This is a genomic window from Fictibacillus sp. NRS-1165 (genome assembly GCF_050468105.1).
Classification (GTDB): Bacteria; Bacillota; Bacilli; order Bacillales; family Fictibacillaceae; genus Fictibacillus_C; species Fictibacillus_C terrinigri.
The window spans coordinates 1-13,582 of record NZ_JBDPNU010000056.1; the positions used below are offsets into that span (position 1 = coordinate 1).

A 13,582-nucleotide genomic window follows, 5' to 3' on the forward strand; every position below is an offset into this window, starting at 1 on the left:
TTTTTGGGTTCAGATCAGAACGAGGGGTTATTTTTTTATTTATGAATCGAGCAAGCCTTTTCTCCGGGCTTCCATTCTCCATTCCGCTTCTTTCACTAATCTTTTAGGAAGCTTACCTTTATTTTTTAAAAAAGACCAATAGGTTTTGTACTGTTTGGGGCGCACGTTGGGTGATACCTTTCTTGCATACTCCCACCATGTAAGTTCATTGGATTCTAGCATTATTAAATACAGATCATCTTCTCTTCTCATGCCATTCACTCCTGTTATGCTTTGTTTCTCTGTCTCTCGCTTAGTATACACATATTGATGGAACGTAAATCGTTTCCAACAAATTTAGTTTATGCGTTAGAATTGCACCGGTATGGGACATTACGGATTTTTTTAAACAGAAGGTATTTACGGGTTCGGGGTTGAACTTATTAACTATCGTTCCGAGTTTGAACATAAGAAGATGAAAAAGCAAAGGAGGATGAGGAATGGAACACATTGTGACGTTTGCCTCACTTTTAACGCCTCTCGTAACGGGCTTGGTACAGCTGTTAAAACGTACTTTCCCCATAAAGAAAAGATTCATTCCATTAATCAGCTTTTTCATTGGAATCATTGTTGGAATTCTTGCTTATCCATTTACCGAAATGACGGTTGTTCTCAGGTTGTGGTCCGGAGGAATCGCTGGACTTGCTGCTACAGGATTGTATGAACTGGGTAAAAGGAGCTCAGGAAAAGCAAGCCGGAAAGCAGGATAGATCGTCTTACATGATACGACTATAGTCATAGTCGTATTTTTTTGTGCGGGAGGATGGATGTGATTTTCCCGAGAAACAAGGAATAGACGCATTGTTGGAGAAATACTGAAACATCCAGAATGAAAGAGTTAGAAAAAGAGGTTTTCCTTTGCCCCTTTTAAGGAATGTTTTACTTTAAGTACACATTTTATTAAAAAATACAGGGTGGTGAACCGAAGTGAAGTATTATGCAACCAGTTTTTTAATAGTAATGTTGGCTGTTTTTGCATCTCCGGGTTATTTGACACATTCACCAGGCGCACATGATCAGCCGGTTTCATTTATGGAACAGCGAGCGTTAGCAGAGGAAACAGCTGCTCCTAAACCGGATGCCATGAAATTATCTCAGGAATTCATTCAAAAGCTGACCCCTCAAGTTGATGAGCAATATAGAGTGAAAGAATATTCCAGCAAAGAGGAACTTATTCGTAATTTAAGCAGTATCGCTTCCAAAAAAATAGCAAGCGATTATGTGAATGGAATGTTCGAAGAAAGAAGCGGCAAACTATATATCATACCTACAGATCTCCCTCCGTGGGTGGAGAAAGACAAACCCTACGAGTTGAAAAAATTATCCGGTACATCCTATCACCTCATTCAAAAAAACAAAAGTGATTTATACGGGGAGTATAGTATAACACTTGGTTTTGAAAAAGTTAATAGCCATTGGGTCATTACTTTTGCCTCCATTAACTAATGCCAAAAGACGCATGAGAATCCTCATGCGTTTTTGTATGTTAAGCATATGATTTCCGTTTCAGATGGCTCATCAATCGGTTACTCAGCACTTTTCATAAAAATGAAAAGAAAATAAAATAATAGTCAGTAAAGTCCTTTATGGGATTGGACAAATGTATGCTTCCTTATTTACAATGGACATAACCTAGCGATTTGGAGTAACTAAACAATGGAACCGATAATTTTTAAAGATTACTACGACAATACGGTTAAACTTTCTTTTGAAGATCACCCGTTCTCAAAAGATCCGAAGCATGTCTGGGTACTGTGCCGATTCCGGGGGCAATGGCTTTTGACAGAGCATCCTCGGCGGGGAATCGAATTTCCCGGCGGCAAGGTTGAACCTGGAGAAACAGCAGATCAAGCTGCGGTCCGCGAAGTTTTTGAGGAGACCGGGGGCCACGTATCCTCCCTTCATTATCTTGGTCAATACAAGGTGGATGGAAAGGGAGGAATGATTATTAAGAACATCTATTATGCTACTGTAGATAAAATTTTGCTGAAGGATCGTTATTATGAAACCAATGGTCCGGTTTTTTTCGAAACGCTGCCGGAATCCTTTGATGGCGAAAGGAAATTCAGTTTTATGATGAAGGATCAAGTGCTTATTCAAAGCCTTCAGCATACAAAAGAAAAATTTTTATAAAATAAAAACAGCAGCTGGTTTAGCAGTCTGCTGTTTTCTTGTGTTATTGGTTAAGAAATCCGGTTTTTGATCAATTTCTTTTCGAGTGCTTCAACCAGCTGATACATGATGGTAGCCAGGAACGCAATGATCAGAAGGCTCATCAGGACAAGTGTGAAGTTGAAAACCTGAAATCCATAGATGATGAGATATCCGAGACCTTCCTTTGATACAAGAAATTCTCCCACAATGACTCCTACCCACGATAAGCCGACATTGACTTTTAACGAGGAAATGATGGCAGGAAAGCAGGCGGGAAGGATTACCTCTTTAAAGCACTGGAATTTAGTGCCGCCGAATGATCGAATGACCTTTACATAATTTGGTTCAACATTCGTAAATGCTGTGTAGATAACAATCGTTGTAATAATGACTGAGATCAATATCCCCATGGCCACGATGGATGTCAGATTTGGCCCGAGGGCAACAATCAGAATAGGTCCGATGGCAACCTTAGGCATGGCATTCAGAACGACCAAGTAGGGATCCAGTACTCTTGACAGAAAAGGGAACCACCAGATCAGAGCGGCCAGCAAAGTTCCGATCAGCGTACCGAGCAGAAAACCGAAAACGGTCTCTGTCAGCGTCATGCCAATATGAACGAATACGGTTCCGTCAGAAATTTTTTCAGCCAACAGCTTTACGATTTTAATCGGGGAGCTAAAAAGGAGGGGATCGATCCATTTCTGATCAGAACTATATTGCCATAAGCCGAAGAACACAATAAAGATCAGGAACTGTGAAACCTTCACTTGGATCGTTCGCTTTCGTAATTTCTGCAAATAGTCAGAGTGGGCCTTATTCGGTATCATTTTGTTCAATTTGCTCCAACTCCTCCCATATTTGCTGGAACATGACCGAGTAATCCGGATGCTGGCGTGCTTCAAATGGCAGACGTTTGCGGAGGTGACCGGACACAGGAAACGTTCGGAAGATCCGACCGGGTTTCGTGGAAAATAAGATGATCCGGTCGCTCATGGCGATCGCTTCACCGATATCATGTGTTACGAGAATAGCTGTTTTGCCATGCTCACTCAGCGTAGAGGCAACCAGGTCTTCCAGCTTAAGTTTCGTCTGGAAGTCAAGGGCTGAGAACGGTTCATCCAGCAGCAGGATCTGGGGGCTGGTGGCAAGTGTCCTCACTAAAGCGACGCGCTGTCTCATTCCGCCAGATAGTTCGCTCGGATATTGGTCGAGGGTATCGTGCAGTCCGATTTCTTTCATAAGTGAAAATGTATAGTCTATACGTTCTTTCGTTAGGCAATTTTGAAGCTTTAATCCTACCATTATGTTGTCTTTAATGGTTTTCCAGGGAAACAAGTAATCTTGCTGCAGCATATAGCCGATTTTGGCATGAGGTTCTTTAATGATCTGGTTTCGCAGAGTAACAGTTCCCGAGGTAGGCCGCAGAAGTCCCGCAATGATGGATAGCAGCGTTGATTTTCCACAGCCGCTCGGTCCGAGAAAAGAAACAAACTCTCCCTCCGAAACAGAGAGAGTTATGTCCTCCAGTGCAGTCGTGGCCGTTTGCTTGGAAAAGTAAGTTTGACCAACCGATTTCAATTGTAAGAAGGCCACTATGATCCCTCCATTATATTTATGGTTTATTTCGTTGCATCACGGGAGAAGGTGGTGTTGACCAGTTTGTTGTAGTCTGCTTTTTTTGGAAGTTCTCCCGCTTCCTTCATAACGGATTGCAGATTGTTCCAGGCTCCTTCTTCAAGGATTGGATTGACCGCATAGCTGTGTTGTCCTTTATAGCGGTCGACTACCTTTTCGATGAGATCAACCGATGTATCTTCAAAGTGTGGGGCGATAATAGCGGCTGTTTCTTTGGCGGTATGTGTTTCCACATAAAGCTGGGCTTTATAGAGTGCCCGTGTAAAGCGTTTGAGTACATCGCTGTTTTTTTTCATATAGCTTTGTTTTGTCATGTAAGACGTGTAAGGAAGCTTGCCGGATTCTTCTCCAAAGGATGCAACAACATACCCGATGCCTTTTTGTTCAAAAAGGCTGGCCTGGGGTTCAAAAAGCTGTACATAATCGCCGGTTCCTGAAGCAAAGGCGTTCGGGATATTCGCATAATCAATGTTCTGAATCAGCTTCATATCTTTATGTGGGTTAATTCCGTGCTTCTTCAAACTGTACTCACCGGCCATCTGAGGCATTCCGCCTTTCCTTTGGCCGAGGAATGTACTGCCTTTCAACTGATCCCAGGAAAAATATTTTGGCTTTTTCCTTGCCACCAGGAACGTTCCGTCTGTCTGGGTCAGCTGTGCAAAATTGATGACCGGGTCACTGCTGCCCTGGGCATCAACGTAAATGGAAGTTTCAGAACCTACTAGGGCGATATCCGCTCCATTTGACAGCAGGGCCGTCATCGTTTTGTCGCCGCCCCACGTCGTTTTTAGATCGATATCAATGCCTTCATCTTTAAAGAACCCCTTTTCGATGGCAACATATTGGGGAGCATAGAAAATCGAGCGGGTAACCTCCGCAATCCTCACTTTGTCCCGTTTTTGTTCTTCGGAGTTATCAGACGAGCATGCCGAAAATAGAAGACATGTGGCAACAAGCAGTGTGAAACAGAGCATGAAATGGGCTTTTATCCGTTTCAAGGGTGGGCCTCCTTTTTGTTCGAATGAAGTTTTGCTTTTCATGTAATACTTTATGTGAGTTGAAAAATTGTGTGTTAGCCTATTAGAAAAAAGGAGAGATACGTATTGTTAGGAAGCAGCCTGATCACTCATGCACAAAGATTTCCTTCACCGCATCCACAGATTACGTTATTCAAAGTTTCCTATAAAAGTGAAGGATTAACGATAAAAGGGCTGTTAGCTATTCCAGAGCACCAGCGTCCGCTTCCGGGATTTTTATATTTGCGCGGGGGGATAAAAAAAGTGGGGATGGTCCGGATTCCCAGGATCATCCAGCTTGCTTCGCAGGGGTTTGTGGTGATGGCTCCTTTTTATCGCGGAAATGAAGGCGGGGAGGGGCGTGAAGATTTTTGCGGAGCAGACCGTTACGATGCGTTTCACGCGTTTGAGATGCTCCGATCACTTCCTTCAGTTAATCGGGAGCAATTACATATCTTTGGGTTTTCCAGAGGTGGTCCGATGGCGTTTTTCACGGCGCTTAGATTTCCTGAAGCTCGTTCTGTTGTCATTTGGGGCGGCGTTTCTGACATGGCTCTTACCTATGAGGAACGAGTAGACCTGAGAAAGATGATGAAAAGGGTCATAGGCGGCACTCCCGCTAAAAATCCGGAGGCCTACAGGTTGCGCTCACCTGTATACTTTTGTGAGGGACTTGACGTCCCCCTTTTATTGATCCACGGGTGCCGGGATGAAAATGTGAGTCTTCAGCACTCCTTAATGCTCAAAGAATGCCTGGAGCCAAATAAAAGAGTAGAAACATGGTTCTATCCGCAATATACACATCATTTTCCGCCGCAAGAAAATCGAAAGATCACGTTTGCCTTTTGCGAATGGATGAAAACGCAAAACGGAGAAAAGCCGGATCTGTCACCCTTGTAACAAGTCCGGCTTTTGTACATTGAGCATCATTTTTAATGTGGATTCAAAAAGATCCATCTGTTTCCCTGTACGCATGAGGTCATGCGTCACACTAATCGCGGAAATGGCGGCCCCATCCAGAAAGTTGATCATAAACCCGGGGCCATCGGTTTAAACTCTCCACGGTCCACACCCTTTTGAATAAGAGCGTTAAAAATACGGGCTGCACTCTCGTACCGTTTCGCAACGTACTCCCTGTTTTTTCGGTCGGCGCCAATGCGTGATCCCGTATTCAACGATTGCCGCACTAAGGAGATTTTCCTTTAAAAAAAGGTGCCAGGCACCGGCTTTTGACATGTGTCAAAAACGGGTGCCTGGCACCTGATATTTACGCTTTTCTTTTTAGACAAGCGGCCCTGCACTCTTAATTTCTGCAGGAGCATGGTTGAACTTCGAAAAGTTTTCTTTGAATTTGTTCGCAAGCTCTTTTGCTTTACGGTCGTAATCTTCCTGGTTCTCCCAAGTCCTTTTAGGCTGAAGTACTTGATCAGGAACACCAGGGCAATGTACGGGTGTATGAAGTCCGAAAATAGGGTCTGTTACCGTTTCAACTGATTTTAATTCTCCTTGAAGAGCGGCCTGAACCATAGCTCTTGTGTAAGAAAGGTTCATCCGTTTGCCTACGCCGTATTCTCCGCCAGACCATCCGGTATTCACCAGGTAGACTTCAACTTCATGATGGTCGATTTTTTCTCCTAGCATTTCGGCGTAAACGGTTGCTTCCAATGGAAGGAACGGTGCGCCGAAGCAGGTTGAGAAGGTGGCTTGAGGAGATGTGATTCCTCGTTCAGTTCCGGCAAGTTTACTCGTATAGCCGGAAAGGAAATGGTACATAGCCTGCTCTTTTGTCAGTTTACTGATTGGAGGCAAAACGCCGAAAGCATCCGCTGTCAAAAAGATAATCGTGTTAGGGTGGCCAGCAACACTAGGCTGAATAATATTCGGAATCGCCTGAATCGGATAGGCAGCTCTTGTATTTTCTGTCAGCGCGCCATCGTCATAATCGCCTACACGTGTTTCATAATCAAGGACGACATTCTCGAGAACGCTTCCAAATCGGATGGCATTCCAGATCTGCGGTTCTTTTTCTTCAGAAAGGTTGATGCACTTTGCATAGCAGCCGCCTTCAATATTAAACACACCTGTATTCGCCCAGCCATGTTCGTCATCACCGATCAAGGAACGATGAGGATCTGCGGACAGCGTGGTTTTACCCGTACCGGATAATCCGAAGAACAGCGCAACATCGCCCTCCTGTCCTACGTTTGCGGAGCAGTGCATAGAAAGGATCCCTTTTTCAGGAAGAACGTAGTTCATCACAGAGAAAATGGACTTTTTAATTTCTCCTGCATATTCCGTACCTCCGATCAATACAATACGCTTTTCAAATGATATAATAATGAAAGTTTCGGAATTGGTGCCGTCTACTGAAGGGTCGGCTTGAAATCCTGGTGCAGATATAACAGTGAATCCCGGTTCGATTTCTTTTAGCTCCTCAGCTGTCGGACGGATAAACATTTGGTGCGCAAACAGGTTATGCCAAGCGAATTCATTGATGACCTGAATAGGCAGCCTGTATGCGTGGTCTGCACCCGCAAAACCTTTAAAGACAAATAATTCTTCTTTTTGTCCTAAGTAATGGAGTACTTTTTTATAGAGCTGTTCAAATTTTTCTTCGTTAAAAGGCTTATTGATTTTGCCCCAATTTATTTTATTTCGTGTGCTCGCTTCTTCCACGATGAATTTGTCTTCAGGAGAGCGTCCTGTATATTTTCCAGTAGTGGCTCTGAGAGCACCGGTCGAAGATAAAATTCCTTCATTGCGGAGCAGCGCTTTTTCAACTAACATAGGCACAGGGAGATTTTCTTGAGCAGCCGCACTGGATAGAATATCGTCTAAAGTCGTCGTTAAATCAACCGTATTCATGTTCGCAAAACCATCCTTTTAAGAAATATATTTATCATTATTATCGGAAGTAAATTTGTAAATAGTATAACACATTAAAACTAATAATGTATACTATTTTATTTAACAGTTTGTAAATTGGTTCATGAATCAGGCTCTTTGTTTAAAAAAAGCGTAATCCTACCAATATAATAGGAGAAACGTCAATTTAGCGGATCGGCAGAACCCGGCGGTTGCGGGAAATTGCTGCTTTTCAAGTTGACATGTTTGTCGAACTGCGCTATTATATTTCGGGAACGGCTACTCTTATTCCGAGTAGGTGGAGGGACAGGCCCTATGAAACCCAGCAACCGACACTTCATCACCTAACAAGCGAAGTGAAAAGGTGCTAACCTGCAAGGTGAAAAAAACCTTGAAAAATAAGAGGTGAAGGCGTAGTCATAAGACCTTTTCCCTCGTGTTATTTTTTGGTCAGGGAAAGGCTTTTTTTATGTCTTAAAATGGTTTGAAGAAATTATTAATAAAAAGAAGTATCACATATAGGAATGAGTACCGTATCTTATTAAAATTTGCTCTATTCTAGCGGTAGAGAAGGAGGATATCTCAATTGTCTAAAAGTCGTCGTCTTTTTACATCTGAATCTGTTACGGAAGGACATCCAGATAAAATTTGTGACCAAATTTCCGATGCCATCCTTGATGAAATACTGGCTAACGATCCGAATGCCCGTGTAGCTTGTGAAACATCCGTAACGACAGGCCTTGTGCTTGTTGCTGGTGAAATCACCACATCTACTTATGTTGATATTCCGAAAGTCGTTCGCGAAACGATCAAAGAAATCGGCTATGACCGCGCAAAATACGGTTTTGATTCTGAAACATGCGCCGTTCTAACATCAATTGATGAACAGTCAGCTGATATCGCGATGGGTGTTGACCAAGCGCTTGAAGCTAGGGAAGGTTCGATGACTGATGAAGAAATCGAAGCGATCGGTGCTGGTGACCAAGGTCTAATGTTCGGTTATGCGAATAATGAAACACCTGAACTTATGCCGCTTCCGATTTCTTTGGCACACCGTCTGTCCCGCCGATTGGCTGAAGTGCGTAAAACAGAAGAGGTACCTTACCTTCGTCCGGATGGTAAAACGCAAGTAACAGTGGAATATGATGAGAATGACAAACCGGTTCGAATCGATACGATCGTTATCTCAACTCAGCACCACCCTGAAATTACACTTGAGCAAATTCAAGCAGACATTAAAGAACAAGTCATCAAGCCTGTTGTACCATCAGAATTTATCGACGAAAACACAAAATACTTCATCAATCCGACAGGCCGTTTCGTTATCGGCGGTCCACAAGGGGACGCGGGATTGACTGGACGTAAGATCATTGTTGATACGTACGGCGGATATGCTCGCCACGGCGGCGGAGCATTCTCCGGTAAAGATGCAACTAAAGTTGACCGTTCTGCGGCTTACGCTGCCCGTTATGTAGCGAAGAACATCGTTGCCTCAGGCCTCGCTGACAAAGTTGAAGTACAGCTTGCCTACGCGATCGGCGTTGCACAGCCTGTATCCATTGCGGTTAACACATTTGAAACTGGAAAAGTTTCTGAAGAAGTACTCGTTGATCTTGTTCGCAAAAACTTTGATCTTCGTCCTGCTGGAATCATCAAAATGCTCGACCTTCGCCGTCCGATCTACAAACAGACAGCGGCTTACGGACACTTCGGCCGTACAGATGTTGAGCTTCCTTGGGAAAAAACGGACAAAGCCGCAGCACTTAAAGAACAAGCTAAGGCATAATCACATGAAAAAGCCGGCCGCAGGGCCGGTTTTTTTACGTATTAAATTATGTGCCAGGCACCTTTACATTATATCTGGAGGTTTATGCTCGAAGGGTTTCATGAATACAGGAAGCTTGAAGATTGCAGGTGGTGTGATGCTTGGATTGAGATCGGGCCTGATTTCTTTCACAATCATCAAACGGTTTTCCTGTGGTGCTTTTTTCATGTAACCCCTCCTAATTTTTATAAAAAGTAAGGAACGAGATAAACATTAAACAAGAACACGGAAAAAATTCCTGAACTGATCCCAAGGATCATTCCAGCGAGTACATCTGTTGGATAATGAAGGCCAAGGTACATACGCGACATGCCAACTGATAATCCGAGCGGAAGCAGAATGGCGAGCAATCCGGGGTGGATAAAGGCGAGCGGGACGATGACCGAAAAAATTGCGGTCGTATGCCCTGAAGGGAAGGAGTGGTCCTTCAGTGGATTGCTGAAGGTCTTAGTACCCGGAATCATTAAATAAGGACGTTTCCGCGGGTAGCATTTCTTGGAGATCGCCACCGGAATGTGGCTGAGAACAAGAGACAGAACTCCTGCTGCAGCAAATTTCTTGAGATCGGCAGGAACAGAAAGCAGGAGAAGCAGTGTAGTTAGAATCGTGCATGTCGCTCCGCCAAGATGTGTGATCACATTGAAATACTTGTCCAGCAAACGGTGCTGCAGTCGGCCGTTCACCCATTTAAACACATCACATTCCTTTTCATAGATCCAGCCGGTTACTCTTGCCATGGAAGTCCTCCTTGCTTTATAACGATTTCTCTTTCAGCGTACAAGAGGAATATTGAAGATGTTTAAAGGCAGTGTGAAGAAATTGTTAATAAATGAAAAAACCGTCTGGAAAGGATTCCAGCGGTTCACAGCTTTTAGCGAATAGAGGTTAAAAGAAAACCTTCTGATCACGTTCTTGTTTAAGGATTTCAGCCGCTTCACGAAACCGCATGGAGTGGATGATCTCCCTTTCCCGCAAAAATCTAAGCCCGTCGTTGAGATCTGGATCATCGGACATATCGATGAGCCATTGATAAGTAGCTCGTGCTTTTTCCTCTGCCGCAATGTCTTCGTAAAGGTCGGCGATCGGGTCTCCTTTGGCTTGAATATAAGCTGCCGTAAATGGGACACCGTCCGCATTATGATAAAAAAGTGCGCTGTCATGGTTGGCATAGTGCGCGTCTAGTCCGGCATCGCGCATTTGCTGGGGAGTGGCATCCTTTGTTAATTTATAGATCATCGTGGCAATCATCTCAAGATGGGCAAACTCCTCTGTTCCTATGTCGGTTAACAAGCCAATGACCTTGTCGGGTATTGTATACCGCTGATTCAAATACCGTAATGCCGCTGCGAGCTCCCCGTCTGCTCCGCCGTATTGTTCAACCAAAAACTTAGCAAGCCTCGGATTGCATGTACTGACCTTAACGGGGTACTGCAGTTTTTTTTCATAAATCCACATAGTGGTCCTCCCATGCTTTTACATTTATACTTGCCACGGCCAAGGTGCTTTGTTCCAATCCCACGGAGTTCCTGAATAACTGTTCCCATATTGCTGCATCGGCCCATATTTGGACTCGATGGCTTTCTTGAGCTTCTTTCTTTCCTGGGCATAGTGATTGAACTGCTGTATGCTGGCCGTGTCATTTGGATGGGTATCCAAATAAAGTGTCAATTCGACAAGGACAAAGTCCACCGCCTGCAATTCCTCTAGGAGCTGATAGTACTCAGCTGGAAGGTTCGTTTCCATTCCGGTTCAACTCCTCCTGTCATATGGATTTTCATAGTAATCATAAAGTGCAGGCCAAAGTGTCCCTTTTTTTAAGGCCTCTTGCGGTGAGAACTGGGGCAGGTTGTACGGTTGAAATGTCATATACAAATGCGGAGGAGTGCGATAATATTTTTTTCCAATAGGAGGGCAGGGATCGAAAGGGCTGTGGTAAGGAACATAGGATTTTACATATTTCAAACGGTTCACCTCCAAACATAGTACTCTTTCTAAACTATTTTCTAACGGTGTGGATTATGTCTTTTTTATCGGTACAGAGCCTACCGTTTAAATAAGAAATCATCTTATGGTATGATTTATCAGGAACAGGAAATTAGACGAACGGAAAATCACTGAGAGACGAAAGGAGAAACCATGTACGAAGGAGTTCACCACGTATCACTGGTTGTTACAGATTTAAAAAAGGCGCTTTATTTTTACGAGGGGATTTTGGGCTTTTCGGCAAGCGAAGAGCGCCCGCAGTTCGCGTTTCCTGGTGTTTGGTATGATTTTGGGGGGACACAGCTGCATTTGATCACGAATCCAAAAGGAAAAGTATTGAGGGGAACCGATGAATTGGACAGCAGAGACGGCCATTTTGCCGTCCGTGTCAAAGATATTCCAAGGTTATTAAAAAAACTGGACCACCATCATATTCCTTATTTAAATAAGCCGGAAAATAAGACACCTTGGCATCAGGTTTATGTCAGCGATCCAGACGGGAATCTAATAGAGTTTAACGGGGAGCGTCAGTCTGTTTCTGAAAGAGATTTATAATATTGCCCTTTTTCTTGGTATTCACGGCGGATCCTGTCCATGTCGGCAATATCTTCCGCATTCAGTTCACGGATGACTTTTGCCGGACGGCCAAAAGCAAGTGTGTTGGGGGGGATTTTTTTGCCTGGTGGTACGAGGCTGCCGGCTCCGATGAACGCTCCTTCACCAATTTCAGCCCCATCAAGGATTAGAGATCCCATGCCGATGAGTGCGTTTTTTCGAATAATACTGCTGTGTAAGATTACGCTGTGTCCTACGGTTACTCCGTCCTCCAATATAAGAGGCCGTTTCGGGCTCTGGTGAAGAACCGAGTTGTCCTGAACATTGACGCGTTTGCCAATGATAGTAGGAGAGACATCTCCACGTATCGACGTGTTAAACCAGATAGAACTGTATTCACCAATCGTAACATCGCCAGTTATGGTTACATAATCTGCAATATAGGCGCTCTCTGCGATTACTGGGTGTTTTCCGTTAAAAGGGTAAATCAAAATATCACATCCTATTTTCGTTTAAAATGATAAAATCAGGGCGTCTCAGCTTTTCTTGATCCAGCTTCAGCGGCTAAAAGCTAGGCCGTTTCGCTCTTTCACAAAATACAAAAAACGTATTTGTGTTCAAAAACTCCAACAGCCTTCGCTTTTGACCGAGCCGCTTCAGCTTTTCTACCTATTCTATCAAATGAAATATTAAATGAAAATGATTTCGGGAAGGGGATAGCGTTATGTGGAAGTGGGAATCGAAAGACGAAGCTAAAGGCGTCGTTATTATGGTCCATGGGGCGGGCGAATACCATGGACGGTACGAATGGGTCATTCGGCAGTTTAATCTTGCCGGCTTTCATGTCCAGATGGGGGATCTTCCGGGTCAGGGGACTACAACACGCCGCAGGGGACACATTGATTCGTTTGATGAATACATTACGGCGATTGAATCCTGGATCAGCGAAGTCGACGGCTACGATCTCCCTGTATTTCTCTTTGGGCACAGTATGGGAGGGCTCGCTAGTATCCGTGCGGTTACGGAAAGATCTCTTCCTATTAAAGGCATGATTCTTTCATCTCCTTGTCTAGGGCTGGCAAGCCAGCCTTCTAAGGGGATCGATACCTTATCGAGAGTGTTGAATAAAGTGGCGCCATCTGTTAAATTTGCTGCTAACATCGAACCTGTTCATAAAACAAGAAATGAGCAAGTATTGCTTCGGGATTCGATGGATACCCTTTTGGTAGACCGTGTTTCTGTCAGATGGTATCGGGAACTTGTGAATGCTATGAAACTGGCGAATCGGGACACTGCCCGTTTTCCCAACATCCCGCTGCTGGTTATTCAGGCGGGCGATGACCGGATCGTTGACAAACTGGCCGTTCGTGACTGGTTCAACCGGCTTGAGCTGCATGATAAAATGTACAGAGAGTATCCCGGTCTGTACCATGAAGTATTGAATGAACCGGAAAGGGACGACGTCTTTAAATTTATTAAATCGTATTTAAATCTGCATTTTTGATTT

Annotated in this window: 19 protein-coding genes and 1 riboswitch; of the genes, 7 read left to right on the forward strand and 12 right to left on the reverse strand. The window is 44.0% G+C overall.

The annotated features are described in order from the left end of the window. Window positions 1-39: 39 nt before the first annotated feature. Window positions 40-252: a hypothetical protein gene (locus tag ABHN01_RS21310; protein WP_090235103.1), complete on the reverse strand. Its 213-nt coding sequence runs from the start codon at window positions 250-252 to the stop codon at window positions 40-42. A gap of 227 nt (window positions 253-479) precedes the next feature. Here ABHN01_RS21310 and ABHN01_RS21315 point away from each other — a divergent pair, with 227 nt between their 5' ends. The 3 genes from ABHN01_RS21315 (at window position 480) to ytkD (ending at window position 2,172) form a co-directional block, all read left to right on the forward strand. After that, the gene (locus tag ABHN01_RS21315; RefSeq protein WP_429877186.1) at window positions 480-749 is read left to right on the forward strand and encodes a holin; all 270 of its coding nucleotides are present in this window, start codon (window positions 480-482) and stop codon (window positions 747-749) included. 217 nt (window positions 750-966) lie between these two features. After that, window positions 967-1,485 (forward strand): hypothetical protein, encoded by a 519-nt coding sequence (locus ABHN01_RS21320; RefSeq protein WP_429877187.1) that lies wholly within the window; start codon window positions 967-969, stop codon window positions 1,483-1,485. Window positions 1,486-1,695: 210 nt separating this feature from the next. After that, entirely contained in the window at window positions 1,696-2,172 is a 477-nt protein-coding gene (gene ytkD / locus ABHN01_RS21325; RefSeq protein WP_290398622.1) for an RNA deprotection pyrophosphohydrolase, read from the forward strand. A gap of 50 nt (window positions 2,173-2,222) precedes the next feature. Here the strand turns inward: ytkD and ABHN01_RS21330 are convergent, their stop codons facing one another. The 3 genes from ABHN01_RS21330 to ABHN01_RS21340 are packed head-to-tail and all read right to left on the reverse strand — an operon-like array spanning window position 2,223 to window position 4,829. Then, window positions 2,223-3,023, reverse strand: coding sequence for an ABC transporter permease (locus tag ABHN01_RS21330; RefSeq protein ID WP_290399056.1), 801 nt, complete (start codon window positions 3,021-3,023; stop codon window positions 2,223-2,225). Beyond that, a complete protein-coding gene (locus tag ABHN01_RS21335) occupies window positions 3,010-3,789 on the reverse strand; it encodes an ABC transporter ATP-binding protein (RefSeq protein ID WP_429877188.1) in 780 nt (259 codons plus the stop codon). The genes ABHN01_RS21330 and ABHN01_RS21335 overlap by 14 nt, the downstream gene beginning before the upstream one ends. 26 nt (window positions 3,790-3,815) lie before the next feature. Continuing rightward, a complete protein-coding gene (locus tag ABHN01_RS21340) occupies window positions 3,816-4,829 on the reverse strand; it encodes an ABC transporter substrate-binding protein (protein ID WP_429877189.1) in 1,014 nt (337 codons plus the stop codon). Between the two features lie 120 nt (window positions 4,830-4,949). Between ABHN01_RS21340 and ABHN01_RS21345 the strand changes: the two genes are divergently transcribed. Next, a complete protein-coding gene (locus ABHN01_RS21345) occupies window positions 4,950-5,747 on the forward strand; it encodes an alpha/beta hydrolase family protein (protein WP_429877257.1) in 798 nt (265 codons plus the stop codon). A 128-nt stretch (window positions 5,748-5,875) separates the two neighbouring features. Here the strand turns inward: ABHN01_RS21345 and ABHN01_RS21350 are convergent, their stop codons facing one another. Together ABHN01_RS21350 and pckA are read right to left on the reverse strand one after the other, a co-directional pair. After that, window positions 5,876-6,034 carry a hypothetical protein gene (locus tag ABHN01_RS21350; protein ID WP_429877190.1) on the reverse strand — a complete coding sequence of 53 codons (159 nt, stop codon included), beginning with the start codon at window positions 6,032-6,034 and terminating at the stop codon, window positions 5,876-5,878. A gap of 94 nt (window positions 6,035-6,128) precedes the next feature. Then, window positions 6,129-7,712, reverse strand: coding sequence for a phosphoenolpyruvate carboxykinase (ATP) (gene pckA, locus ABHN01_RS21355; RefSeq protein WP_429877191.1), 1,584 nt, complete (start codon window positions 7,710-7,712; stop codon window positions 6,129-6,131). Window positions 7,713-7,994: 282 nt separating this feature from the next. Continuing rightward, window positions 7,995-8,117, forward strand: a riboswitch (SAM riboswitch). Window positions 8,118-8,298: 181 nt separating this feature from the next. Here pckA and metK point away from each other — a divergent pair. After that, window positions 8,299-9,498: a methionine adenosyltransferase gene (gene metK, locus ABHN01_RS21360; protein WP_429877192.1), complete on the forward strand. Its 1,200-nt coding sequence runs from the start codon at window positions 8,299-8,301 to the stop codon at window positions 9,496-9,498. A 63-nt stretch (window positions 9,499-9,561) separates the two neighbouring features. Here the strand turns inward: metK and ABHN01_RS21365 are convergent, their stop codons facing one another. The 5 genes from ABHN01_RS21365 to ABHN01_RS21385 form a co-directional block, all read right to left on the reverse strand. Then, window positions 9,562-9,705, reverse strand: coding sequence for a hypothetical protein (locus ABHN01_RS21365; protein ID WP_429877193.1), 144 nt, complete (start codon window positions 9,703-9,705; stop codon window positions 9,562-9,564). Between the two features lie 17 nt (window positions 9,706-9,722). Further along, the gene (locus ABHN01_RS21370; protein ID WP_290398628.1) at window positions 9,723-10,274 is read right to left on the reverse strand and encodes a phosphatase PAP2 family protein; all 552 of its coding nucleotides are present in this window, start codon (window positions 10,272-10,274) and stop codon (window positions 9,723-9,725) included. A 148-nt stretch (window positions 10,275-10,422) separates the two neighbouring features. After that, window positions 10,423-10,992 (reverse strand): manganese catalase family protein, encoded by a 570-nt coding sequence (locus ABHN01_RS21375; RefSeq protein WP_429877194.1) that lies wholly within the window; start codon window positions 10,990-10,992, stop codon window positions 10,423-10,425. A 24-nt stretch (window positions 10,993-11,016) separates the two neighbouring features. Beyond that, on the reverse strand, window positions 11,017-11,280 hold the full coding sequence (locus ABHN01_RS21380; protein WP_290398630.1) for a spore coat protein CotJB: 264 nt from the start codon (window positions 11,278-11,280) through the stop codon (window positions 11,017-11,019). A 6-nt stretch (window positions 11,281-11,286) separates the two neighbouring features. Further along, a complete protein-coding gene (locus tag ABHN01_RS21385; protein WP_290398631.1) occupies window positions 11,287-11,499 on the reverse strand; it encodes a spore coat associated protein CotJA in 213 nt (70 codons plus the stop codon). Between the two features lie 174 nt (window positions 11,500-11,673). On the opposite strand from ABHN01_RS21385, the gene ABHN01_RS21390 reads away from it, so the two are divergent. Beyond that, window positions 11,674-12,075 (forward strand): VOC family protein, encoded by a 402-nt coding sequence (locus ABHN01_RS21390; RefSeq protein ID WP_429877195.1) that lies wholly within the window; start codon window positions 11,674-11,676, stop codon window positions 12,073-12,075. Here the strand turns inward: ABHN01_RS21390 and ABHN01_RS21395 are convergent. Then, window positions 12,048-12,566, reverse strand: coding sequence for a gamma carbonic anhydrase (locus tag ABHN01_RS21395; RefSeq protein WP_290398633.1), 519 nt, complete (start codon window positions 12,564-12,566; stop codon window positions 12,048-12,050). The genes ABHN01_RS21390 and ABHN01_RS21395 overlap by 28 nt on opposite strands. A gap of 233 nt (window positions 12,567-12,799) precedes the next feature. On the opposite strand from ABHN01_RS21395, the gene ABHN01_RS21400 reads away from it, so the two are divergent. Beyond that, a complete protein-coding gene (locus ABHN01_RS21400; protein WP_429877196.1) occupies window positions 12,800-13,579 on the forward strand; it encodes a lysophospholipase in 780 nt (259 codons plus the stop codon). Window positions 13,580-13,582: the final 3 nt, after the last annotated feature.